Here is a 22417-nt window from a genome sequence, read left to right on the forward strand (position 1 = left end):
GCTCCGAACGTTACTCGTACACTTCGACCGCCCGGTCCACGCGCATCGAGCGTCCGTTCGGGTTCTGGCGCGGCGGATGGTCCCGGAACCGGGCGACGACGCCGTCCTTGGCACCGGTCGACACCCCGCAAGCGACCTCACGACCAGTGCCCAGCCAGTTCGAGGCGCCGGCGTCGCCCCGGAGCACGTCTCTGAGGCCGTCGTAGGCGTCGCGAGCGGCGTGAGCGGCGACCCGGTGGGCGACGGTCGGTCGGACCCCGTAGTTCTTGACGAGGCGGTAGGAAAGCGACTGGTACTTCGCGGTCCAGTCCGTCCGGCGCATCCCACCGTCGGCCTCGAACTCGCGGCGGACGCACATCGACGGCTGCCAGGCGACGTCGTAGTCGGCCCCGGCGATCCGGTGGGCCAGGTCGCGGGACCCGCCGATGTCGAGGTACTCGTCGAAGCCGTCGAACTCGTCGAGAATCTCGCTCGTGAACGTGACGTTCCCCGGGTTGAAGTACGTCACGTCGCGTCCGGCGATGGTGGTCGTCTCCTCGGACTCGGTCGTCATCCCGGCGGTGAGTTCCTGGTGAGTGGGCCCCGTGACGACTGGCGCCTCTGTCAGGCCTTCGAGGACGGCGTCGAACCAGCCGTCTTCGACGGAGAACGTCCGGTCGAGAAGCGCGACGGCGTCGCCGGTAGCCCGGTTGATGCCCGCGTTACGGGCGGCGTTGATAGTGCGGTCTGCGATCTCGACGAGCACGTCGACGTCCGCCCGGTCACGGACCATGCCTGTCGTGCCGTCCGCAGAGGGACCGTTGACCACGACGACCTCGGCGTCAGGGACGTGCTCGGCGAGCGCGTCGAGACAGCCCCGCAGCTCCTCCCGGCCGTTGAGCGTCGGGACGACAACCGAGAGTTGCATAGATACAAATAGTTCCGCCGAGCCGTATAAAGTTCGCGCACTTTCGCCCGCCGTGCGGGTCCGTGCCGGTGTCTACCTGCCATTTGCGGGGAAGCGGGCGCGCGGCCGGTCAGACCCGGGCGTCCCAGTACGACACAGAGGCCAGTGAGTCGCCGACAGGCGACTTCCCGACGGCGGTGTCGAGCGAGCGGAACGCGGTGGCGAGACTGTTCGGGATCTTCCGGTAGAAGCCGTAGGGCAGGACGAAGTCGTGTTCGTCGCTGGCCAGTTCCAGGTTCGCCCCGTCGAGGAGGCGGTCGATCTCCCAGCGGGAGTACAGCCGCGACCCCATCGGCAGCGCCCAGTTGTACAGCGACCGCGTCGAGAACCGGTTGAACGTGTCGAACACCACCTGCTCCTTCGAGACGCGCCGGAGTTCGGCGAGGAACGAGGCGGGGGTGTCCGCGAGGTGGAAGAACCGCATGGCCATGACGACGTCGAAGTGGTCGTCGGGGAACGGCAACCGCGCGGCGTCGCCACGCATGAACTCCACGTGGTCGTCGACGCCCGCCGCCTGGGCCTTGGTTCGCCCCTGCTGGAGCATCGGCCCGGAGATGTCGAGGCCGACGATGTCGGCGCCGCGTTCGGCGAGCATCACGGTGAACCTGCCGGTCCCGCAGGCGACTTCGAGGACGGACTTCCCCTCGACGGGGCTGATCGCGTCCAGCACCGCTTCCTTTTCACGACTGTCGATGAGGCGCCCGCCGCGCGAGAAGCGCTTCGAATCGTACTCCTCGGCGACGTCGTCAGCCTGGTACCACTCCTGCCCTTTCACGTGAACAGGTTTCGCCACCCGGGGAATAAAACGATACTGCTTCGACGTAACGACGACGCGGTCCTCCCGGTCGCTGCCGGGCTACGAGGTCGCCACGTGGTCGGGCCGGATCTCGACGATGACGCGGGCTCCTTCCTCGTTTTCCTTGTTCGGGTACTCGTCGACGTCCATGTACCGGCGCGCCAGTTCGTCGATGTGGTCGACGGCGCCGTCTTCGACCATCGCGTCGACCTCGCCCCGGACCGAGAGGAATCGGTAGGGGTCCTCGGGGTCCGTCATGCTCACGCCGACCTTCGGGTTCCGCTGGAGGTTCCGCTCTTTCAACCGCCCGCGGACGGTGTTGAGCAACAGGCGGTCGCGGTCGCTGTCGTAATCGACCCACACCGGCGTCACCTGGGGGGTGTCGTCGCCCATCAGCGTCGCGACGTGGGCGAACGTCCGCTTCTCGAACAGGTCGTGGAACGCCTCGGGTATCGCTGCCATACGTCCAGCGAGTCACGCCAGCCCTTTCAGCGTTCGCCGAAACCGCCAGATCGATCACCCGAATCCGGGAATATAAGGGGTCATTATATGCACTGTATACTTTCCATTGTATTGACCTCCATATAGCGAAGTTTTACCAGTGACGTCGCTGCAGGCTTTCGTATGAGCACGACCACCGAGGAACCCACGACTGATCCGTTCACCGAGCAAGCGTTCCGTGAAACCCTGCGTGAACTACCGCCGAGCGCCAAACTCGTGGCAAAAGTCCTCCAGTCCGGTGAACCCCTCTCCCAGGGCCAGCTCGTCGAGGAGTCGCTGCTCCCCGACCGGACCGTCCGCTACGCCCTGAACCGACTCGAGGAGTGCGACCTGGTCGACTCCCGCTACAGCTTCTCCGACGCCCGGAAGCAGGTTTACTTCCTGTCGGTGTGAACTGCCGGGCGAGTGGATGGAACGCACGCGAATCCCGGTCGACGTCGAAACCCGCGCCCCCGGCGGCCAGACGAATGCGTACGTGGTCGGTCGGACCGATGCGCTCCTCGTCGACCCGGCGCGTCGAACGCCCGCGCTCGACGAGGTTCTCGCGGACAGGACGCTCGCGCACGTCGCGGTCACCCACCACCACCCGGACCACGTCGGCGCCGTCGCGGCGTACGCCCGCGAGTTCGACGCGACCGTCTGGGCACGGGCGGGCCGTGAAGACGCGTTCGAATCGGCCACCGGCATCGCGCCGGACAGGACCTTTCGCGACGGGACGGTCATTCCACTGGGCGACAGCGGCCACGTCGGTGTCGTCGAGACGCCGGGCCACGCCCCAGAACACGTCGCCTTCGCCGTCGACGAGGATCTCCTCGTTGGCGACCTCGCGGTGGCCGAGGGGAGCGTCGTCGTCGGCGCACCCGAGGGCGACGTCCGGGCGTACCTGAGTTCACTCAGACGTGTCCACGCTCGCATCTCCTCCTCCGCACGGCTCCTCCCCGGCCACGGCCCGGTCGTGACCGACCCGCGAGCCGCGTGCGCGCGACTGATCGAGCACCGTCTGGACCGCGAGCAGCGCGTGCTCGCCGCGGTCGAATCCGGTGCGACGTTGGTCGACGACGTCCTCGACGCCGCATACGAGAAGGACCTCACGGGCGTGCGGGATCTCGCAGGCGCGACGGTGCGAGCCCACCTCGAAAAGCTCGCCGCGGAGGGCCGGGTCGAGTGGGACGGTCGGCGAGTGCGGCCCGCTTAGCCCTTCCAGAGGCTACGCGGGAGTCGAGGTTCACGTTCCGTACTCCTTTTCACCGCTGGCACGTACTCGTTCACGTGGAATCACTCGAAGCCGAACTCGAACGCGCGCGAGCCCTCGACGTGGGCGACCTGGCCGACGCTATCGAGCGAATCGGCTTCGAGTGCACGCGCTGTGGCGCCTGCTGCAAGGCGAACGAGATCGAAGAGAGCGAGGCCGACGACGAGCACGCCGACACCGAACCGCACACGGCGACGGTCCAGCCCGAGGAAGTCCGTCGGCTGCAGTCGGCCGGAGAGAAGGAGTACGACTGGCGCGACGTCGCGCGGCCGATGCCCTTCGGCGTCCGCGAGGGCGAGGACGGTCCCGAGGGCGAGACCTTCGAGTGGGCCCTCCAGACCGACGACTGCGGCGACTGCACCTTTTACGAGGAAGACGAGGACGGCGTCGGCGCCTGCTCCGTCCACGGGGACCGCCCGCTCATCTGCCAGACGTACCCCTTCAGCGTCGCGCTCGGTGGGACCAGTCAGCCGATGGGTGAGGCCGTCGACGAGGCGGGGATGGTCCGGGCCCACGAGTGCGAGGGCCTCGGCCGGGACATCTCCCGGGCGGACGCCGAGGAACTGGCGGCCACACTCAGGGAGCGGGCGGTTCGGGAACTGGCGTCGGCCATCGACGTCAGGGAGAACTACGAGCCGGCCAGGCCCGACCAGGGAGTCGTCGTGCACGACTCCGAGGGCCCGAAACGGCCCGACGGGACGCCGGTGGAGTAGGCGACCTGAAGGGACGTCGTCCGAGTACGGCCGTCCGAGCGGGAGAAACGAGCGCCTAGAACTCTTCGTCGATGATCTCGCCGACGGCGAAGTTGGACTTTACCTCGCTGATCTCGACTTTGACGCGCTCGCCGATCTCTGCGCCGGGGACGATGATGACGTAGCCGCGCTCGACGCGAGCGATGCCGTCGCCCTGCTTGCCGATGTCCTCGATCTCGACGTAGCGTATCTCGCCGCCTTCGACCGGCGGCTGGGGTTCGGTCGGCGCCGTCGTCGTCCCGCCGTCCTCGCTCGTCTCCTCGGATTCGTCGGCGGCGATGAGCGCGACCCGGTAGGTCTCGCCGGGCTGAATAGATCCGGTGTCGACCTCGCGACGCGGTACCTCGACGACGTAGCTGTCCCCGTCCTCGGAGACCTCCGCACTGAACAGACACAAGAGTTTCTCTGAGATTTCCACAGCTTTAGACCTCTACTCCCCGCATTGAAGGCCACTGATAAAGATGTTACGTCGGTCTCCCTGGTCTCGCGTCCCTAGAGAGACGTACCGATGTCTCCGGGTAGTCCATCACATCCGCGAGCGCTCACGCGGACCGCTCGTGCCGTCACCGGGCTTTCCACGGAGTAGGTGCCGGTTACCCGACCGTACCAGTGACGACAGCGGGCCGGTCGAATACCGGCGGCATGACCGCGAAAACCGCAAGAAAGCGAGCCGTTAACCGACTGTACCAAACCCACTAAGACCGTTTCCCCCAACTGTATTGATATGAGCGCGACAGCGTCGACGACGGACACCCGCCTCTCGGACAAGCAACGCCGCATCCTGGAGTTCCTCCGGGACAACGCCGACACCCAGACCTACTTCAAGTCACGACTCATCGGCGACGAACTGGACCTCTCGGCCAAGGAAGTCGGGACGAACATGACCGCCATCGAGGGCGGCGAGTTCGACGTCGAGGTCGAGAAGTGGGGCTACTCCTCCTCGACGACCTGGAAGGTCACCGCCTAGGGAGAGCGGACTGCACGGCAACGGTCTCTTTTCGACGCTGCCAGTGGTTCGAGCGACTGCTCTCGACGGACGTCGTCCTCACTCCGGCCGGTAGTTCGCTCGCTGGAGAACGGCGCCCGGTCCAGGCCAGTCGATAGACGACCAGGTCAGGGGTCGTACGCGAGGAGGTCCGCCGCCTCCGAGGCGAGGGCGACGGCGTCGGTGTCGAACGAATCCGCGTAGCGAACGACCAGCGTCAGCACCGTCTCCGGCGCGTCCACCGCGTAGCCGTCCTCCCGGGAGAGGAGGCCGGCTGCTTCCAGTTCGGCGGCGTACTTGCTGACCGTCGGCCGCGAGACGCCGAGGTGGTCGGCCAGGTCCCCCGCCGTCGTCGTCGGGTCGCGGAGCAACGCGACGAGCATCCCGCGAGTGGTGTCCCGCCGGAGGTACCCGAGCGTCACCTTCTCGTACTCGCTGAACTGGTCGGCGGGGAAGAACCGGCGATAGTCGCCGTCCTTCTGGCTCTCGATGGCGCCGTTCTCGGCCAGTTCCCTGAGGTGGTGCTGGGTCTCGCCGGTGCCCAGCTGGAGGTCGTCACGGATCTTCGAAAAGTGCGCGCCCGGCGTCGTCGAGAGGTAGCCGGCGATGGCGTCGCGGGCGTCGCTCCCGCTTCCGCTTTCGCTCTCCGAGAAGCGGACGAGCGGACTCGCCGCGCCGAGTGCGGCGAACCGCCGGAGGGTAGCCCGCTTGGACTCGTCGACGTCACCATCCCGACCCATTGATACGTTGGTATGACGAGGACGTGTAAAACGGCTTCGACTAGGATCAGTTCTCGTCCGAGGCGGTCGACCCGCCGTCGGCGTTGAACTCCTGGTCCATCTCCTCGATGACCTCGTCGGGGTCGGAGATTTCGTTCGGATCCTCGCCGTGTTTGACGGCCTGTGCGGCCTGTTCCATCTCCTCGACGTCGACGTCCGCCTCCTGGTCGATCTGGCCGAGGATCTTCTCGATGTCGTCGAGACCGAGCATCTCGCGGGCCTCCTCGTCGAACTCGAGGCCCTCGAGCACGTGGCCGTTCTCCTTGACGTCGGAGCCGCTCAGGTGCTTGCCGTAGCGACCGACGAGCGAGGTGAGTTCCTGGGGGAGGACGAACGTCGTCGACTCGCTCTGGCCGATTCCTTCCAGCGTCTCCATCCCCTTGTCGATGATGGCGCGCTCGCCCATCGCTTCGGCAGATTTCGCGCGGAGGACGGTCGAGATGGCGTCACCCTGCGCTTCGAGGATCTGGCTCTGCTTTTCACCCTGTGCGCGGATGATGTTGGACTGCTTGTCACCTTCCGCCGTCTCGACGGCGCTGCGCCGTTCACCCTGGGCCTCCAGGATCATGGCGCGGCGCTTTCGCTCGGCGGAGGTCTGTTGCTCCATCGCCTGCTGGACGTCCTTCGAGGGGTTGACCTCGCGGACCTCGACGCTCTCGACGCGGATCCCCCACTCGTCGGTGGGTTCGTCGAGTTCCTGGCGGATGCGGGAGTTGATCTCGCCGCGCTTGTTGAGCGTGTCGTCGAGTTCCATGTCGCCCAGCACCGCGCGGAGCGTCGTCTGGGCGAGGTTGGAGGTCGCCCGCTCGTAGTTCTCGACCTCGAGGAACGCCTTCTTCGGGTCCATCACCTTGATGTAGACGACGGCGTCGGCGGTCACGGGCGAGTTGTCGCGGGTGATTGCTTCCTGACGGGGGACGTCCAGCGTCTGGGTACGCATGTCGAAGCGCGTCACGTCGGAGACGAACGGCCAGACGAAGTGGATACCCTGGTCGAGCAGACCGTTGTACGAACCGAGGACCGTGTACGCGCCCTGCTGATAGGGTCGGATGATGACGATGCTGGAGTACACCAGTGCGATGACGAGTAACAGGAGGATGACGCCGACGAACATGACTCCGGCGCCGCCACCCTGGAGGACCACTGTTGGTAGCATAACGTTCGAGTTTCAGGTTCCCTAAAATAAAAGTGTTCGGTGTGCTTCCACGCCTCAGGAGGCCCGGTCCGACTCGACGTCCGTCTCCCGTGTCCCGTCGCCGGCGCTGTCGCCCTCGCTCGCGACGTTTCCGTCGGAGTCCGACGCGTCTCGCTCCCGTGCGAGCGCGCGATCGATGTCGTCGCCGGCGGCAACCGACTCGACGGTCACCACGTTGCCGCCGCCGGGGTCGACGACCATCACCTCGCTTCCCACCTCGATCTCGCCTTCGACGCTCCGGGCGCGGTAGTAGGGGTTGAAGCCGCCGTCTTCGAGTTTGACCTCGCCCTCGGTGGTGGTCACTCGCTCGGTGACCGTCCCGAACTGGCCCCTGAGTGACCCGGAGTGGCTCGTCTCCGCCGCGCCCTCGCCCCCGTAGATGTCCAGCCGCCGGTAGCCCCAGAGCGTCAGTCCGGTCAGGGCCAGCACGACGACGGCGAGGATTATCGGCGCGAAGATACCCAGCCCGCCGGGGAGCAACAGCCCCACCAGCCCGGCGGACAGCAGTGCCACCCCGAGGACGAAGAGATGCGCACCCGGCGCGAACGCCTCCGCGACGAGGAGGATGGCGCCGGCCAGGAACAGGAAGAAGGATATCGACTCGCTGAACAGTTCCGGCATATCCGAGGCTAGGGTCCCGGCGAAATTAAGTGTCGGGGGTCAGGAGTCGGATGTCAACACGCCGAAAAAGCCGAAGAGGACGAGGCCGACCAGGAACGTCCCACCCGTGAGGACGAGCAGGTCCTGCGCGTCGAACCCCTGGACGTCGACGAACAGCCGCGTCAGCCCCAGGACGGCGACGTACGCCCCGAAGACGACGAACAGCGAGTTCTCCAGCGACGGCGTTCCCGGTTCGATGGTCGCCGAGGGGCGGAACTCACCGGCGACGTTGCCGCCGACGTCCTCGTCGTCGCTGCCGTCGCCGTCGTCGTCCCCGTCCACGACCCCCGCCTCGTACTGCTGGTTGTAGTACTCCCGCTCCTGTTCCTCGTCGGGTCCGTCGCCGTTTACGCGCTCGTCGCTGGCGGGACCGCCCCAGGTTCCGTCCCGGGACTCCTCGCCGTCGTCTGCCCCGCGACCCGCGTCGTCTCGCATACAGAGGGGTTGTTCGTCGCGCTACTAAAGCGCCTCGCGTGCCGCCGGCGAGGAACCGACGAGGGGTTCGCCCTAATTCCGGCAGCCACGTGACGGAAACCATTTATCCCGGCCCGGAATGCACCCGCTATGGCCCTCCACGTACTGGCCGCCGTCGAGCAGGGACTCAGCCGGACCTTCCAGCGAAACGGCCTGCTGCTCGTCGCGGCCTTCGTCGCGTTCGGACTCCTCGGAACGCTCGCCAGCGAAGCGACTACCGGGACGTACGCGGCGTTCTTCACCGAGCAGTCGGAAATAATGACCAGCACAGACGGAACGACGCCCTCGCCGCTGGAACCGCTCTTCGACGTCACTTCGGACGGAATCGACTGGCACGTGACGACGTTCCCGCCCGGGACCGTCGTGGGGCTCTCCGTCCTGTTCGCCGTCGGCGAGGAAGCGCTCAGGATCGCCGCGATTCGCGTCTTCGCGTCGGCGGAGACCCGGACCATCCCCGCCACCCTCGTCCGCCGGAACCTCGCGTGGGCGACGCTCCACGCCGTCGTCGCGGGCGTTCTCGTCGCGATAGCGACGGCGATAGGACTCGTCCTCCTGATCATCCCCGGGATCTTCCTGGCCCTGTCCTTCTACTTCGTCAGGCAGGTCATCGCCCTCGAGGACGCCACCACGTCCGAGGCGATGGGGCGCGCCTGGGACCTGTCGGCCGGTAACCGCCTGGACCTGGTCGGCCTCGCCGTCGTGGTCGCCCTGGTCGGTCTCGTGGCCAGCATCCCGCCCGCGCTCGTCGGCCTCGTCTCGCCGCTGGCGGGAGCGGTCGCCGGGGCCGTCACGTCCGCGTTCGTCCTGGTCTTCAGTATCGCGGCGACGACGCGGGCCTTCGAGCAAGTTCGGGGCGCGGAAGCGAATCGCCCGTAGAAACGGTCGAACTGGTCGAAAACGCAGTTCTCGACCCGTTCAGTGGACGCGTGTCCCGAGCGGGGAGTCCTCGTGGGTGGTCAGCAGGTCGGCCTCGTCGCCGGCCGCCAGCACCATCCCGTTGGATTCGGTGCCGAACAGTTCGGCCTTCTCCATGTTGGCCAGCAAGACGACGCGGGTGCCCGGAAGCTCGTCGACGTCGTGGAGCTGTTTGATCCCGGCGACAACCTGGCGGACCCCGTGGCCGATGTCGACCTGGAGCTTGACGAGTTTGTCCGAGTCCTCGATGGGCTCGGCCGACTCGATCTCGCCGACGCGCAGGTCGATCCCCTGGAAGTCGTCGAAGCTGATGCGCTCGTCTTCGAGCGGTTCGAGGTCGACGGCCTGGTCGGACGTCTCCTCGTCGTCGTTCCCGTCGGTTTCGTCATCATCGCCCTCGCTCGCGGCCTGCACGCGCTCGCGGAGGTCCTCGTTGAGCGCCTCGATCTCGTCGTCCTCGACCTTGGCGAACAGCTCTTCGGGCTCGTCGAACTCGGCGGGCGGGGCTTCCAGTGCCGCCTCGAGGTTGGCGTCCTCGACGGTGCCGCTCTCTCCGATCTGTTCCCAGGCGTTCTGGGACTTCTCGGGGAGAACGGGCTGCATGAGGACGGCGACGGCCTTGGATAGCTGAACGCAGTCGCGGATGACCTGCGCCGCCTCGTCGGGATCGTCGTCGACGAGGTTCCAGGGCTCGTTGCGCTGGATGTACTCGTTGCCGTAGTCGGCCAGTTCGACCGCGGCGTCGGCGACGGTCCGGAGGTCGTACTCCGCGACGGCCTCCCTGAACTCCTCGACGGCGTCTTCGATGCGTGCTTCGACGTCGTCGCTCGTCTCGACGTCCGGCGTGCCGCCGTAGTTACGCTGGGCGAACAGCAGGGAGCGGTAGACGAAGTTCCCGACGTTTCCCACGAGCTGGCCGTTGACGCGCTCCTGGAAGCGGTCCCAGGAGAAGTCGACGTCCGATTCGAGGCCGGCGCCCGAGATCGTGTAGTAGCGGAACAGGTCGGGGTGGAAGCCGGTATCGAGGTACTCCTCGGCCCAGACGGCACGGTTGCGCGAGGTGGAGAGGGACTTGCCGTCGATGCCGACGAAGCCCGCCGCGAGGATGGCCCGTGGCTCGGCGTAGCCCGCGCCGCGGAGCATGGCCGGCCAGAAGACCGCGTGGTGCTGGATGATGTCCCGGCCGATGACGTGGACGATCTCGCCCGCGTCGTCGGTCCAGTCGTCGTCCCACTCGGTACCGTGGCGCTCGTCACCGTCGACTTTCCAGACCTGCTCCCAGTCGTACTCGTCGGCCCCGACGCGCTCGGTGTACTGCTTCGTCGAGGCGACGTACTCGATCGGTGCGTCGACCCAGACGTACAGGACGAGGTCGTCTCCGGTATTCTCGTCAGTGTCCTCGTCGCCGGGGTAGTCGATGCCCCAGTCGAGGTCCCGCGTGATACACAGGTCCTCCAGTTCGCCCTCGATCCACTCCCGGGGCTGGTTGCGGGCGTTGTCGGTCCCTTCGAGGCGGTCGATGAACCCCTGGAGATACTCCTGGAAGTCCGAGAGGCGGAGGAACCGGTGGTCCCGGGAGCGGTACTCGGCGGGGTTGCCGGTCAGCGTCGAGACGGGGTCCTCGATCTCGCCGGGTTCGAGGTGGCGCTGGCACCCCTCGTCGCACTCGTCGCCGCGGGCGTGCTCACCGCAGTAGGGGCAGGTTCCCTCGACGAAGCGGTCGGGGAGCCACTGGTCGGCCTCGGGGTCGTAGCCCACCTGGATCTCCTTCTCGTAGACGTGGTCCCCCTCGATCCACGATTCGACGAAGGACTGGGTGAGTTCGGTGTTGGTCTCGTCGTGGGTGTGGCCGTAGTTGTCGAAGGCGACGTTGAACTTCGGGAACGTCTCGGCGTACTTCTCGTGGTACTCCAGGGCGTACTCCTCGGGGTCGACGCCCTCTTCGGCGGCGTTGACGACGATGGGCGTCCCGTGCATGTCCGATCCACTCACGAAGGCGGTCTGCTGGCCGACGCGTTCGAGCGCGCGCGAGTAGGCGTCACCGACGACGTAGGTCCGGAGGTGGCCGACGTGCAGGTCGCCGTTGGCGTAGGGCAACCCGCACGTGACGACCGCCGGTTCGTCGGTCGGTAGCGTGTCGTGGCTCATGTGTGTGCGATGCCTCCTTGCGGGCCTAAAACCCGCGGGTTTGCTGTCGTCATCTGTGTCGTGACTGCTGGTACGATTCGCGTTCGACGCGTGCGGTACTGGTGACCCACCGGGGTTCACCAGTCGATGGCCACCCCGCCGCTTTACCGGCGGGGCGTCGTCGAGCCGGTCCACCCGGTGCTAGAAGGAGGTCATCATGCCGCGCATACCGGGGGACGCCGTCGCTGGCATGGGTGAAGGTTGGACGTCCGGTTTCAAAAACGTATCTGTGTCGCGTGAGCCGCTGTCACGACCGGGTCGGTCACTCGTAGGCGTGCCACCCGCGCGGAACGTCCGGGAGGCCTTTCATGCGAACCTCGCGGTCTCCGTCGTCACGCTCGCGCATCTCGAGGACGCAGTCGAACTCGCTCGTCAGCGTGTTGACGCTCTGCCGGTCGTGGGCGGAGTCGTCGAGCGTGAAGACGCCGAGTCCGTTCGTGTCCGCGATCCGCGAGGTGTAGATGTGGAGGAACTTGAACACCGTCCCGATGTCGAGGTACTGGATCAGCGTCGAGACGGAGACGAGGCCGTGACGGATGCCGGAGACGTCCCGCTTCGAAAACGCCTGCAGTAGCTTCGCGGTCCCGATGCTGATCCCCGTGAGATCGCCCGGTGAGGAGACCCGCTCCATCGCGATCTCCTCGATGGTTCGCTGGGAGTCACGGCCCGAGCAGTCGACGATACCGACGCGGTCGCGGTCCAGGCTCGGGATCTCTGCTTCTAGCTCCGAGAGCAGTTTCTCGGCGTTGTCGCTCGTCGTCACACAGAGGATCCCGTCGTCTTCTCGATGGCCGGCAGCCAGGAGGCGGATGGCCAGCTGGCGCTTGCCGATCATCGAGGGGCCCTGGACCAGGAGGCTGGTGCCCGAACGAAGTTCCGAGAGCATCCCGCTGGGGAGGACATTGCCGACGGCGTAGCCCGAACTCACTCTTCCTCACCTCTCATCGAGGGCGAGTCCGTCGGAGATGGGTCCGCCGGACCCCCGTCGTCGTCCATGATCTCTCGAACTGCCCCGACGAAGTCCGTGTCGTCGGCCATGTCTCCGAGGTCTTCGTCGACGGTCGTCTCCGCCGCCTCGATCCGATCGACCAGATCAGCGTACTCCCCGCTCTCAGCCAGTTCCGCCTCGGTCTTCGCGGTCTGGAGAGCGCTACGACGGGCGACGAGCGAGTAGTACTCCTGCATGTCGTCTTCGAGGGCCGCTCGTTCGTACAGCCGCTCGACCGCTGCCTCGAGTTCGTCCCGTTCCGGCGGCTTCGAGAGGTACTCGTCGAACCCCATCTCGATGACGTCGAAGTCAGCGTCGACGGCGGTCACCATCGCGACCCGACACTCGAGTCCGCGCTCGCGGATCGCGGCGAGAACCTCCTGGCCCGACATGCCGGGCATCATCCGGTCGAGCAACACCACGTCGACCGTCTCGTCGACAGCGTCCAGGGCCGCCGGCCCGTCCGGCGCCAGTCGAACGTCGTAGGATCCCTCGAGCCAGCGTCGATAGGTCTCGGCGACGTCGGGTTCGTCCTCGACGATGAGTACGACCGGTGTGTCGGCGTCGTCCATTCTTCTGTAACATGCACTGCTCTAGCGTATAGAGCCTTGCCCCGACGGGACGAGACCGGTTCGACGCGGGAACGGCGACGTCCGCCGCGGACGCGGTCACTCGGCGGTCGGCAAGTGCAGGACGAAGGTGGCTCCACCGTCGTCGTTGTCCTCGACGTCTATCGCACCGCCGTACTCGGTCACCATCGCGTCCACGAAGAACAGGCCGAAGCCGGAGCCGACCGACTTCGCGTGGCCGGTCTCGTCGCGGCGGAAGATCGCCTCCTTGTACTCGTCGTCGACGCCCTGCCCGTTGTCGGCGATGCGAACGACGCGGTGGCCGTCCTCGTCCACTACCGTGACCTGGATCCGGAGGCCGGCCGTCTCGTTGTGCTCGATCGCGTTCGTGAGAACGTTCCCGAGCACGTCGCCGAGCAGTTCGTTCGCGATCACCGGCGGCCCGTCCGGAACGGAGACGTCGAAAGAGACCTCCGGGTAGGTCGGTTCGAGTCGAGCGATCTCCGCCTCGAGCTCTGGACCGAGCCCCATCGCCTCCAGGTGCGGGTCGCCCGTGCCAGTCAGCGTCTCCAGGACGGTGCGCACGCGGGGGACGATCTCCTTGACGTCCTCGCTCCAGCGGACGATCGTCGCCGCGTCCTCGCGTTGCTCGCCCTCGAGGTCTGCCTCGAGGAACTCCGCCCGGGACTTTATCACGGTCATCGCGTTGAGCACGTCGTGTCGCAGGATGGAGTTGAAAAACTCCATCCGGTCGGTCTGGCGCTGGAGCTGTACCTCGCGTTCACCGCGGTCGAGTGCGGACTGGGCGTTCGCCCCGAGCAGTTTCGCCAGCGCCACGTCGCTGTCCGAGAAGGCGTCCGGTTCCCGTGAGGCGATGTTCAACACGCCGTGTTTGCCCAGCGGGATGACCATCTCGCTGCGGAGCGGCGTGTCGGGATTGTACCGACCCCCCGCGTCCCTGAGGTCCGCTATCACGATCGATTCACCGGTCGCGAAGGCCTCCCACGAGAGGCTATCTCCGTCCGTGTATACGGGCGGGCCGCCGAAGAGGTCCTCGGACGCCGTCGTCCAGGCTGCCGGTTCCAGGCGCTCGCCCCCCTCGTCGCTCAACCAGATGCCGGCGATCGGATGCGCGAGCGTCGTCTCTATCGTCTCGATACCGATGTCGGCGACTGACTGTGCGTCCGTCGCCTCGACCATCCGGCGCGTGGCGTCGTGAAGCTCGCCGATCTGGCGTTCGTGCTCCTCGCGTTCGGTCACGTCGCGGCTGTTGACGACGAAGCCCCGGACGTGGGGGTTCTCGAGTTGGTTGAACCCGCGAGATTCGAGCCATCGCCACGAGCCGTCGGCGTGCCGAAAGCGAAACTCGACGACGATCGCTCCCCCGGGTTTCTCGACGGCGGCCTCGAACCGTTCCATCACCCGCTCCTGGTCGTCCTGGTGGATGTACTCGAAGGCGTTCTCGCCGATCAGCGCTCCACTATCGTAGCCGAGGATCCGCTCCGCGGACGGACTCTGGTACTTGTAGTTCCCGCCGCCGTCGAGCACGCTGATGATGTCGTTCGACTGCTCGACGAACGCCTGGAACCGCTCTTCACGTCGTTTGCGCTCGGTCACGTCCTGGATCGTCCCGAAGTGATAGCGGACCCCATCGACGGCCATGCAGGTGGTCACCGTCTCGACGACGGCCTCGTGGTCGTCGAGCGTGACCGTCGTCTCCGCCGTCCGGGTCTCTCCTTCCTCGAAGGAGGCCCAGTACTGCGGGAATCGCTCGGGCTCGAGTGCCGGATTGACGTCACAGATCGACAACTCCAGCAGTCGCTCCGTCTCGGTATCGAGGATGTCCGCGAGCCGCTGGTTGACGTACTCGAACCGGCCGCTCTCCCGGTAGGCAGCGACGCCCACGCCGAGGGTGTCGACCATCTCCTCGACGAACTCGAGGTCACGCTTTCGCTCCTTCCGGTCCGTGATATCGCTGACGAACGCGATCGTTCGCGGCTTCCCACCGATGGTCGTGCGCTTCAGGCTCACTTCGGCCCAGACGGCGGTACCGTCGCGGTGTTCGAACAACCAGTCGAAGGTCTGGGACTCGCCATCGACGACCCGCTGCATGCGTTCCACGGCCGCCGCCTGGTCGAAGGCCGGATCGTCGGCGCTGACTTCCTCGATCCGTTTCTCGCCGAGTTCGTCGGGGTCGTATCCGAGCATGTCCGCGTAGTGCTGGTTGACCTCGCCGAACGTCCCAGTCTCCAGGTCGTTGATCGCGATACCGACGTTCGCGTTCTCGAAGACCTCGCGATAGTCGATTCCCCCGTCCGTCACGAGGGTCGACCGCGGGTCCTGTCGGTCAGTCACGTTCGGTATGGAGTATCGAAGCTCTTCAATCCGGGGGTCAGAACGCACGTGCGTCGCTCTCAGTACCAGTCCAGGTCGGCGACGAACGACCGGAGCATCGACCGGGTGACGTGGGGCATGCAGACGACGCGCATCTCGCCGGCGCCGGTCTTGGAGACGCGCCAGCCCCGCTCGCGGAGTTCGGCCGTCATCGGGACGGACAGGTCCGCGGCGACGAGCGGGAGTTCGGGGCCGACGACGTCGTGGCCGCGGGCGTCCAGCTGGTCGGCCAGCCACTCGGCGTTGGCCATCGAGCGCTCGTACTGCTCCCGGTACCCCTCGGACCAGAGCGCGTCCATCGCCGCGACGGCGCTGGCGACGCCGGCGCCGGAGCGGGTCCCCGTGAGGGTGACCTGACTGGTCGATTCGAGGTACGGCGTGTCGATGGCGAGTTCGTCCAGTAGGTCAGCGGAGCGGGCGAGCAGGCCCCCCGCAGGCACGGCCGCCTGGCCGACCTTGTGGGGGTCGATGGTGAGCGTATCGACGGCGGCGTGGTCGAAGCCCCACTCGTGGTCGGTGAAGGGGAGGTAGAAACCGCCCCAGGCCGCGTCGACGTGGCAGAGCGCGCCGGCGTCGGCGGCAAGGTCGGCGATGGCCGGAATCGGGTCGACGAAGCCGTACTCCGTGGTGCCGGCGACGCCGACGAGGGCCACCGTGTCGTCGTCGACGAGTTCCGCCATCGCGTCGACGTCGGCCCGGTGTCCCGTCGTCGGTGCGGTCCGCAACTCGACGCCGAGTAGCTCCGCGGCCTTCCGGAACGAGAAGTGGACGTGCTCGGGCGCGACGACGTTCGGGTCCTCCGTCGAGTCGCTGGCGCGGTTGCGAGCGACGCGGACCGCCTGGATGTTGGCCTCCGTCCCGCCGCTGGTGACGTAGCCCGCCGGGTCGGACAGGCCAGTGATGGCGCCAAGTCGCTCGACGGCCTCGCGCTCGAGTTCGGCGACCTGTTCGTAGGTCCCGGGGTCGCCGGGGTTCGTCGCGAGGAATCGTTCCGCCGCCTCGCGGGCCGCCGGGTGCGGTTCCGTGCACATCGAGGAGAGCACGCGGTCGAAGTCCTGGGGGGCGGCCCGCTGCATTCTACCCCATACCACGGGCCTGTGGCCTTTAGCCGTTGTGTTCGACTCAGGAGTCCACCACACCGTCGGGTGTGTCTGGTTCGAGGCTATGAACACCGACCCCGAAAGCCCCGCCCACGCCGGTTGACGAGGCTACCGACTGGAGGGAGGGGCCCGACGTCGGTACCGTCGGTGGAGACGAAGGCGACGTCGTAAAATAGCGGCTGAACCGGTCCTACCGCACCGACTCCAGCAGCAGGCGCTGTTCGACGCGCTTGACCTCCTGCTGGACGTCGAAGACGGCGTCGATGTTGGCGCTGATGGAGGTGACGCCGCTGTTGACGAGGTGGCGTACCATCTCGGGCTTCGAGCCCGCCTGGCCGCAGATGCTCGTCGCCACGTCGTGCTCGCGACAGGTCTCGATAGTGCTACTGATGAGTTCGAGGACGGCGGGGTGGAGTTCGTCGAACCGGTCGGCGACGTTCTCGTTGTTCCGGTCCACGGCGAGGGTGTACTGGGTGAGGTCGTTCGTTCCGAAGCTGGCGAAGTCGATGCCGGCCTCGCAGATGGATTCGATGGAGAGCGCGCTGGCCGGCGTCTCGACCATGACGCCCCAGGAGCGCTTTTCGGGGTCGAGGCCGACGTCCTCCATGATTGCCTTCGCCCGCAGGACGTCCTCGGCGTCGGTGACGAGCGGGAGCATCAACTCGACGTTGTCGTAGCCCATGTCGTACAGCCGGCGGAACGCTTCCAGTTCCAGCCGGAAGGTCTCGGGCCGGTCGAGGCTGCGGCGGATGCCCCGATAGCCGAGCATGGGGTTGTGCTCGTTGGGCTCGTCCTCGCCGCCGTCGAGCTGGCGGAACTCGTCGGTGGGCGCGTCGAGCGTCCGGACCCGTACCGGTCGCGGGTAGAACGACTCGGCGACGGTGCGGACGCCGTCGACGATCTCGTCGACGTAGGCGCGCTCGCCGTGGTCGGCGATGTAGCGCTCGGGCGTCTTGCTCGTCGAGAGGATCATGTGCTCGATGCGGAGCAGGCCCACGCCGTCGGCGCCGGTCGCTGCGGCCCGCTCGGCCGCGGCCGGGATCGAGACGTTGACCTTGATCTCCGTGCCGGTCATCGGCTTCGTCGCGGGCTGGCCGGTGGATCCGGACTGCGTGTCGACAGACTTGCCGGACTGGCCGTCCGGCCCCGTCGCAGTCTGGGTTTCGTCGCCATCGTCACCGCCATCGCTGGAACCCTCCGCGCTGGCCGGGCGGACGGTCCCGCGTTCACCGTCGATGATGACACGCTGGCCGTCCTGGAGGCGCGCCGTCGCGTCGTTCGTCCCGACGACCGCGGGGACGCCGAGTTCGCGCGAGACGATGGCTGCGTGGGAGGTCATCCCGCCCTCGTCCGTAACGAGCCCGGCGGCGCGTTTCATCGCGGGCACCATGTCCGGCGTCGTCATCTCGGTGACGATGATGTCGCCCGACTCGACCTTGTCCAGCTGGTCGAGCTTGGTGACGATGCGGACGTCGCCCGTCGCCGAGCCGGGGCCGGCACCGAGACCGTCGGCGAGGATGCCTTCCTCCTGACTCGTCATCGCGCCGCCGTCGGCCAGGCCCGCGTCGGCGCTGACGCTGGCAGAGTCAGCGTCCGTATCGATGGAGTGTGAGTCGTTTCCGTCGGCAGGCGCGTCGATAGCTTCGTCGATGGTGGTGATGGGCCGGGACTGGAGCAGGTAGACGTCGTCGTCGAAGATGGCCCACTCGACGTCCTGCGGGGTTTCGTAGTGGTCCTCGATACGCTCACCGAGCGTCACCAGTCGGTCGACGTCGTCGTCGTCCAGGACGCGCTGCTCCCGTTTCTCGTCGGGGACGGCGCGCTCGACCGTCTCGCCGCCGTCGCGGACGTACATCATCTTCTTGTCGGCGACGGTGACCTCCTCGAGGTCGCCTGACTCGCGGTCGACGACGTAGTTGTCCGGCGAGACGGCGCCCGAGACGACGGCCTCGCCCAGGCCCCACGCGGCCTCGATGATTGACGTGGGCGCGCCGGTCGAGGGGTGGCTCGTGAACAGGACGCCGCTCGTGTCGGCGTCGACCATCGCCTGGACGACGACGGCGATGTCGACGACGTCGTGGGCGAACCCCTGTTCCTGGCGGTAGTAGATGGCTCGCTGGGTGAACAGCGAGGCCCAGCACTCTTTGACGCGCTGGAGGAGGTCCGCGCGCTCGACGTTGAGGAACGTCTCTTGCTGGCCGGCGAACGAGGCGTCGGGCAGGTCCTCCGCCGTCGCAGAGGACCGAACCGCGACGACGTCGTGGCCCAGGTCGTCGTAGGCGCCGACGATCTCGTCGCGGACGTGGTCGGGGACCCCGGTCTCCAGAATCAGTTCCTGCGCGCGTTCGGCGGCCGCCGCGAGCGCCTGCGAGTCGTCGGTGTCGACGTCGACCACCTCGAACAGTTCGACGTCGATGCCGGTGTCTTCGATGAAGGAGCGATACGTGTCCGCGGTGACGACGAACGCGGGCGGTACGGGGAGCCCGGCTGCCGTGAGTTCACCGAGGGACGCCGCCTTGCCGCCGACCGAGTCGAGGTCGTCGGCCGTAATGTCGTCGAGCCATCGTAGCGCCATGTACTCGATGTCCACTACATGTACAAATATTAAGGTACTGTCGAAGCCGGCACCATCTAGTACCCCTGACTCGGATGCGAATCAATCGCTTCTCCGACCTGTTCGCTCGACACCGAGACGACGACGCGTCACGGTATCGCCCGTCAAACTTCGCTTCCGTCGCCCGTCAGATCTCGATTATCTCGTCCTCGTCGTCGTCGGGGATCACGAGGTCGCCGTCGAACGTCGTCACCGCGCGCCCGCCCACGCGCACCTCGTCCCCGTCGGACTCCACCCGGACCGTTCCCGGCCGGTCGAGGAAGTGTCCCTGCTCGACGAGTATCTCGTCGAACTCTCCGTCCATCGCGTTGTGCCGACGGAGATAGGCACCCAGCGCGCCCGCGGCCGTCCCCGTGACCGGGTCTTCCGGGATGCCCGCCAGCGGCACGAACGCCCGCGCGTGGACCGTCGAGTCCATGTCGAGCGTGTCGAAGGTGAACGCGTAGAGCCCCTCGCAGCCGGTTCGTTCGCAGAGCTCCTCGATCGCGGTCATGTCCGGGTCGGCGTTGCTCAGGTGCTCGAAGTAGTTGATCGGTACCATGAGGAACGGCATGCCGGTCGAAACCTTTCCGATGGGCACGTCAGCGCCGACGTCGCGCAACGACGCCACGTCGACGCCCAGCGCGTCTGCGGCCTCCTGCTCGTCGACGTCGACCCGGCCGAGCTCGGCGTTCGCCTGCTCCATCCACACGGTGCCGTCGATGGTGAGTTCGATGTCGAAGGTCCCCGCCGCCGTTTCGAGGGTGTGGGTCCCGTCGTCGACGACGGCCCGCTCGAACAGGTAGGCGTGGGCCGCTACCGTGGCGTGCCCGCACAGATCCACCTCTCGTTCGGGCGTGAAGTAGCGCAGCCGTCGGTCCGCCTCCTCGGAAGGGACCACGAACGCCGTCTCGCTGGCCCCGAGTTCACCCGCGATCGCCTGCATCTGGTCTTCGCTCAGGTCGGACGCGTCCGGCAGGACGCCGGCCGGATTCCCGGCCATCGGCTCGTCCGCGAACGCGTCGACTAATACTGCTTGCCGAGTGTCCATGGCCTGGGGTTTGCCGACGCGCGTGAAAACGATTCCCCTGACTGGGAGCTTCAGCTGATACGGTGATAACCGCCAACAACTCGAAAGCCCCCGGTCGCTCGTGGGCTCCGACTCGCTGCGCGCGGCCTTCGGCCGTGCTTACTTCGTCTCGCTCCACGAGCGACCGGCCCCTTTCAGTCCCGCCCGCCTGGTTAGTCCAGGAGGGCGGGGCTTTCGGGCTGTAGGTCCGATCGAAGTCAGTGGTATCGTCACCCGTTGCCCCGAGCAGACCGACCACCACGACTCTCACGGGTCGTACCTCCCCGTTCGAGCGACCGAGGTCTCCCTCCGGTCGACCTCTCGCTCGAAACACGGAAGGTCGGCGACGATGCACACCAACACATGAGCGACCTGCCGGACGACTTCTCGTGTACCATCACGAACTGGGAGTACATCTACGGGCTCTGTCGGGACGTCGCGGACGAGATCAAGCGCGCCGAGTTCGAACCGGACGTGGTCGTCGCGCTGGCCCGCGGCGGCTGGTTCGCCGGGCGTTGCCTGTGTGACTTCCTGGGACTCGACGACCTGACGAGCCTGAAGATGGAACACTACGTGGGGACGGCCCAGAAATCGGGCGAAGCCGAGGTCCGCTATCCGATGCCGGCAGGATCCGTCGAGGGCAAGGACGTGCTGATCATCGACGACATCGCCGACACCGGCGGGTCGATCAGTCGGGCCCACGAGTACGTCACCGACCGGGACTGCGGCGAGGTGCGGACGGCGACGCTGCAGTTGCTCGACACGAGCGAGTTCCAGCCCGACTTCGTCGGCGAGCGCCTGGAGGAGTGGACCTGGGTCGTCTACCCCTGGAACTTCATCGAAGACATGATCGAACTCGTCGAGGGCGCGATGGAGCGGGCCGACGAGGACGTGCTCGAAGAGGAGGCCGTCCGCGGCCTGCTCCGGACGTATCACGACGTCGACCGCATCGAGATGGAGATCGCCCAGCCCGACCGTCTCGGAGAGGTCCTGACCGAGATGGAGCGCCGCGACGTGGTCGACTGGACCGGCGACGGCTGGTCCCTCGTCGAGTGAGGGGCCTGACACGACGCGTGCGGTTTCGACAGGATTCTTAGCCCCGCCACGCACTTCACGAGCGTGTCGCTCCTGGGCATCTTCGCGTCGGCCATCCTCCCGATTATCGCCATCGCTGCCGTCGGCTTCGCCCTGGGCCGGGTGAAGGGCGTCCAGCCGGACGCGCTCAACACGGTCACGGTGTACCTGCTCGCGCCCGCGCTCGTCCTCCACAGCCTCGCGACGTCGGAACTCGGCGGGTCGACCATCCTCGAAATCGTGGCCGCCGTCGCCGTCTTCTCGCTCGCGATGATCGTCCTCGCCGAGGGTATCGGTCGCGCGTCGGGCCGATCGGAGCCGCTGCTGGGCGCGTTCGTCATGGTAGTCATCTTCCCGAACGTCGGCAACTTCGGCATCCCGCTGGCGGACTTCGCCTTCGGACAGGTCGGACGCAGCGTCGCCGTCCTCGTCACCGCCGTCCAGGGCGTCCTGCTCTACACCCTCGGCGTCTACGTCGCGGCCCGGGGAGACGAGGGCGCCGTCCGCGAGAACGTCAAGCGCGTGTTCTCCCTCCCCCTCGTCTACGCCGTCGTCGTCGCGCTCGCGGCGCGCTGGCTGGGCGTCGTCCCGGCGACCGACTCGACGGTGATGCAGACGCTCGAACTGCTCGGGAACGCGTCGATCCCGGTGATGCTCGTCGTGCTGGGTATCCAGCTCTCCAGTGTCGACGTCGAGGGGGCGCTCCGCCCCGTGGGCCTCGCGAGCGGGGTCAAGCTCCTCGCGGCTCCCGCAGTCGCGCTGGCCGCGGCGCTCCTCGTCGGCTTCGGCGACGCCACGGTCGCCCGCGTCGTCGTGTTACTCCTCGCGGGCCCGACCGCGGTGACACCGATCATCCTCGTCGGTGCCTTCAGCGGCGACACCGACGGTATCACCGCCAGTGAGTTCGTCAGCGCGACCGTGTTCCTGACGACCGTCGCGAGCGTGGTCACTGTCACCGCGCTGGTCGCGATTCTCCAGTCCGGCGTCGTGATCTGAGGGTCAGGGGTGGCGGCCGGATCGACCGTCGTCGCGGACGTACTCCAGCGCTGCGACGAACTCCTCGGGGTCGACACCGTCGCCGACCTCCTCGAGGCGTTCGCGGATTGACGTGGGGGTCATGGTCATTGGTATCTACCCACACAGACGATTTAGCCCTTCGCGTTTCGACGAGTAACTGGTCGGAGAATG

The 22417-nt window shown here is 67.0% G+C and carries 22 protein-coding genes; 7 read left to right on the forward strand and 15 right to left on the reverse strand.

Features of this window, described 5'->3' with window-relative positions:
* Nucleotides 1–10: 10 nt before the first annotated feature.
* The 3 genes from BM337_RS12530 to BM337_RS12540 all read right to left on the reverse strand — a co-directional run bounded on the left by BM337_RS12530 (nucleotide 11) and on the right by BM337_RS12540 (nucleotide 2204).
* Nucleotides 11–907: a glycosyltransferase family 2 protein gene (locus tag BM337_RS12530; protein ID WP_089816933.1), complete on the reverse strand. Its 897-nt coding sequence runs from the start codon at nucleotides 905–907 to the stop codon at nucleotides 11–13.
* A 109-nt stretch (nucleotides 908–1016) separates the two neighbouring features.
* Nucleotides 1017–1721 carry a class I SAM-dependent methyltransferase gene (locus tag BM337_RS12535; RefSeq protein WP_089816934.1) on the reverse strand — a complete coding sequence of 235 codons (705 nt, stop codon included), beginning with the start codon at nucleotides 1719–1721 and terminating at the stop codon, nucleotides 1017–1019.
* 81 nt (nucleotides 1722–1802) lie between these two features.
* Nucleotides 1803–2204, reverse strand: coding sequence for a PPOX class F420-dependent oxidoreductase (locus tag BM337_RS12540; protein WP_089816935.1), 402 nt, complete (start codon nucleotides 2202–2204; stop codon nucleotides 1803–1805).
* Nucleotides 2205–2366: 162 nt separating this feature from the next.
* Between BM337_RS12540 and BM337_RS12545 the strand changes: the two genes are divergently transcribed.
* The 3 genes from BM337_RS12545 to BM337_RS12555 all read left to right on the forward strand — a co-directional run bounded on the left by BM337_RS12545 (nucleotide 2367) and on the right by BM337_RS12555 (nucleotide 4208).
* The gene (locus BM337_RS12545) at nucleotides 2367–2636 is read left to right on the forward strand and encodes a MarR family transcriptional regulator (RefSeq protein WP_089816936.1); all 270 of its coding nucleotides are present in this window, start codon (nucleotides 2367–2369) and stop codon (nucleotides 2634–2636) included.
* Nucleotides 2637–2652: 16 nt separating this feature from the next.
* Nucleotides 2653–3438: an MBL fold metallo-hydrolase gene (locus BM337_RS12550; RefSeq protein ID WP_089816937.1), complete on the forward strand. Its 786-nt coding sequence runs from the start codon at nucleotides 2653–2655 to the stop codon at nucleotides 3436–3438.
* 74 nt (nucleotides 3439–3512) lie between these two features.
* Nucleotides 3513–4208, forward strand: a complete 696-nt coding sequence (locus BM337_RS12555) for a YkgJ family cysteine cluster protein (RefSeq protein WP_089816938.1) — start codon at nucleotides 3513–3515, stop codon at nucleotides 4206–4208.
* A 55-nt stretch (nucleotides 4209–4263) separates the two neighbouring features.
* Here the strand turns inward: BM337_RS12555 and BM337_RS12560 are convergent, their stop codons facing one another.
* The gene (locus tag BM337_RS12560; protein WP_089816939.1) at nucleotides 4264–4665 is read right to left on the reverse strand and encodes a TRAM domain-containing protein; all 402 of its coding nucleotides are present in this window, start codon (nucleotides 4663–4665) and stop codon (nucleotides 4264–4266) included.
* Between the two features lie 306 nt (nucleotides 4666–4971).
* Between BM337_RS12560 and BM337_RS12565 the strand changes: the two genes are divergently transcribed.
* Nucleotides 4972–5214 carry a DUF7123 family protein gene (locus BM337_RS12565; protein ID WP_089816940.1) on the forward strand — a complete coding sequence of 81 codons (243 nt, stop codon included), beginning with the start codon at nucleotides 4972–4974 and terminating at the stop codon, nucleotides 5212–5214.
* Between the two features lie 146 nt (nucleotides 5215–5360).
* On the opposite strand, the gene BM337_RS12570 is transcribed toward BM337_RS12565, so the two are convergent.
* The 4 genes from BM337_RS12570 to BM337_RS21195 are packed head-to-tail and all read right to left on the reverse strand — an operon-like array spanning nucleotide 5361 to nucleotide 8301.
* Nucleotides 5361–5972, reverse strand: a complete 612-nt coding sequence (locus BM337_RS12570; RefSeq protein WP_089816941.1) for a winged helix-turn-helix transcriptional regulator — start codon at nucleotides 5970–5972, stop codon at nucleotides 5361–5363.
* 46 nt (nucleotides 5973–6018) lie between these two features.
* On the reverse strand, nucleotides 6019–7167 hold the full coding sequence (locus BM337_RS12575; protein WP_089816942.1) for an SPFH domain-containing protein: 1149 nt from the start codon (nucleotides 7165–7167) through the stop codon (nucleotides 6019–6021).
* 54 nt (nucleotides 7168–7221) lie between these two features.
* Nucleotides 7222–7827 carry an NfeD family protein gene (locus BM337_RS12580; RefSeq protein ID WP_089816943.1) on the reverse strand — a complete coding sequence of 202 codons (606 nt, stop codon included), beginning with the start codon at nucleotides 7825–7827 and terminating at the stop codon, nucleotides 7222–7224.
* Nucleotides 7828–7866: 39 nt separating this feature from the next.
* Entirely contained in the window at nucleotides 7867–8301 is a 435-nt protein-coding gene (locus tag BM337_RS21195; RefSeq protein ID WP_089816944.1) for a DUF7312 domain-containing protein, read from the reverse strand.
* 129 nt (nucleotides 8302–8430) lie between these two features.
* On the opposite strand from BM337_RS21195, the gene BM337_RS12590 reads away from it, so the two are divergent.
* Complete coding sequence (locus BM337_RS12590) at nucleotides 8431–9216, forward strand: DUF7847 domain-containing protein (RefSeq protein WP_089816945.1); 786 nt, start codon at nucleotides 8431–8433, stop codon at nucleotides 9214–9216.
* A gap of 39 nt (nucleotides 9217–9255) precedes the next feature.
* Here the strand turns inward: BM337_RS12590 and metG are convergent, their stop codons facing one another.
* From metG to BM337_RS12625, 7 genes are all read right to left on the reverse strand, one after another.
* Entirely contained in the window at nucleotides 9256–11403 is a 2148-nt protein-coding gene (gene metG / locus BM337_RS12595) for a methionine--tRNA ligase (RefSeq protein WP_089816946.1), read from the reverse strand.
* A gap of 301 nt (nucleotides 11404–11704) precedes the next feature.
* Nucleotides 11705–12370 carry an RAD55 family ATPase gene (locus BM337_RS12600; RefSeq protein ID WP_177227469.1) on the reverse strand — a complete coding sequence of 222 codons (666 nt, stop codon included), beginning with the start codon at nucleotides 12368–12370 and terminating at the stop codon, nucleotides 11705–11707.
* Nucleotides 12367–13002: a response regulator gene (locus BM337_RS12605; RefSeq protein ID WP_089816947.1), complete on the reverse strand. Its 636-nt coding sequence runs from the start codon at nucleotides 13000–13002 to the stop codon at nucleotides 12367–12369. Before BM337_RS12605 ends, BM337_RS12600 begins: the two co-directional genes overlap by 4 nt.
* A 96-nt stretch (nucleotides 13003–13098) precedes the next feature.
* Nucleotides 13099–15354: a PAS domain S-box protein gene (locus BM337_RS12610; protein ID WP_177227471.1), complete on the reverse strand. Its 2256-nt coding sequence runs from the start codon at nucleotides 15352–15354 to the stop codon at nucleotides 13099–13101.
* A 59-nt stretch (nucleotides 15355–15413) separates the two neighbouring features.
* Nucleotides 15414–16469, reverse strand: coding sequence for a tyrosine decarboxylase MfnA (gene mfnA / locus BM337_RS12615; RefSeq protein WP_089816949.1), 1056 nt, complete (start codon nucleotides 16467–16469; stop codon nucleotides 15414–15416).
* Nucleotides 16470–16683: 214 nt separating this feature from the next.
* Nucleotides 16684–19068: a phosphoenolpyruvate synthase gene (gene ppsA / locus BM337_RS12620; protein WP_089817196.1), complete on the reverse strand. Its 2385-nt coding sequence runs from the start codon at nucleotides 19066–19068 to the stop codon at nucleotides 16684–16686.
* A 166-nt stretch (nucleotides 19069–19234) separates the two neighbouring features.
* Complete coding sequence (locus BM337_RS12625; RefSeq protein WP_089816950.1) at nucleotides 19235–20137, reverse strand: PhzF family phenazine biosynthesis protein; 903 nt, start codon at nucleotides 20135–20137, stop codon at nucleotides 19235–19237.
* Between the two features lie 381 nt (nucleotides 20138–20518).
* On the opposite strand from BM337_RS12625, the gene BM337_RS12630 reads away from it, so the two are divergent.
* A complete protein-coding gene (locus BM337_RS12630) occupies nucleotides 20519–21211 on the forward strand; it encodes a phosphoribosyltransferase (RefSeq protein WP_089816951.1) in 693 nt (230 codons plus the stop codon).
* 63 nt (nucleotides 21212–21274) lie between these two features.
* The gene (locus tag BM337_RS12635; protein ID WP_089816952.1) at nucleotides 21275–22225 is read left to right on the forward strand and encodes an AEC family transporter; all 951 of its coding nucleotides are present in this window, start codon (nucleotides 21275–21277) and stop codon (nucleotides 22223–22225) included.
* Nucleotides 22226–22417 lie beyond the last annotated feature (192 nt).

This window comes from Halomicrobium zhouii, from assembly GCF_900114435.1.
GTDB lineage: Archaea > Halobacteriota > Halobacteria > Halobacteriales > Haloarculaceae > Halomicrobium > Halomicrobium zhouii.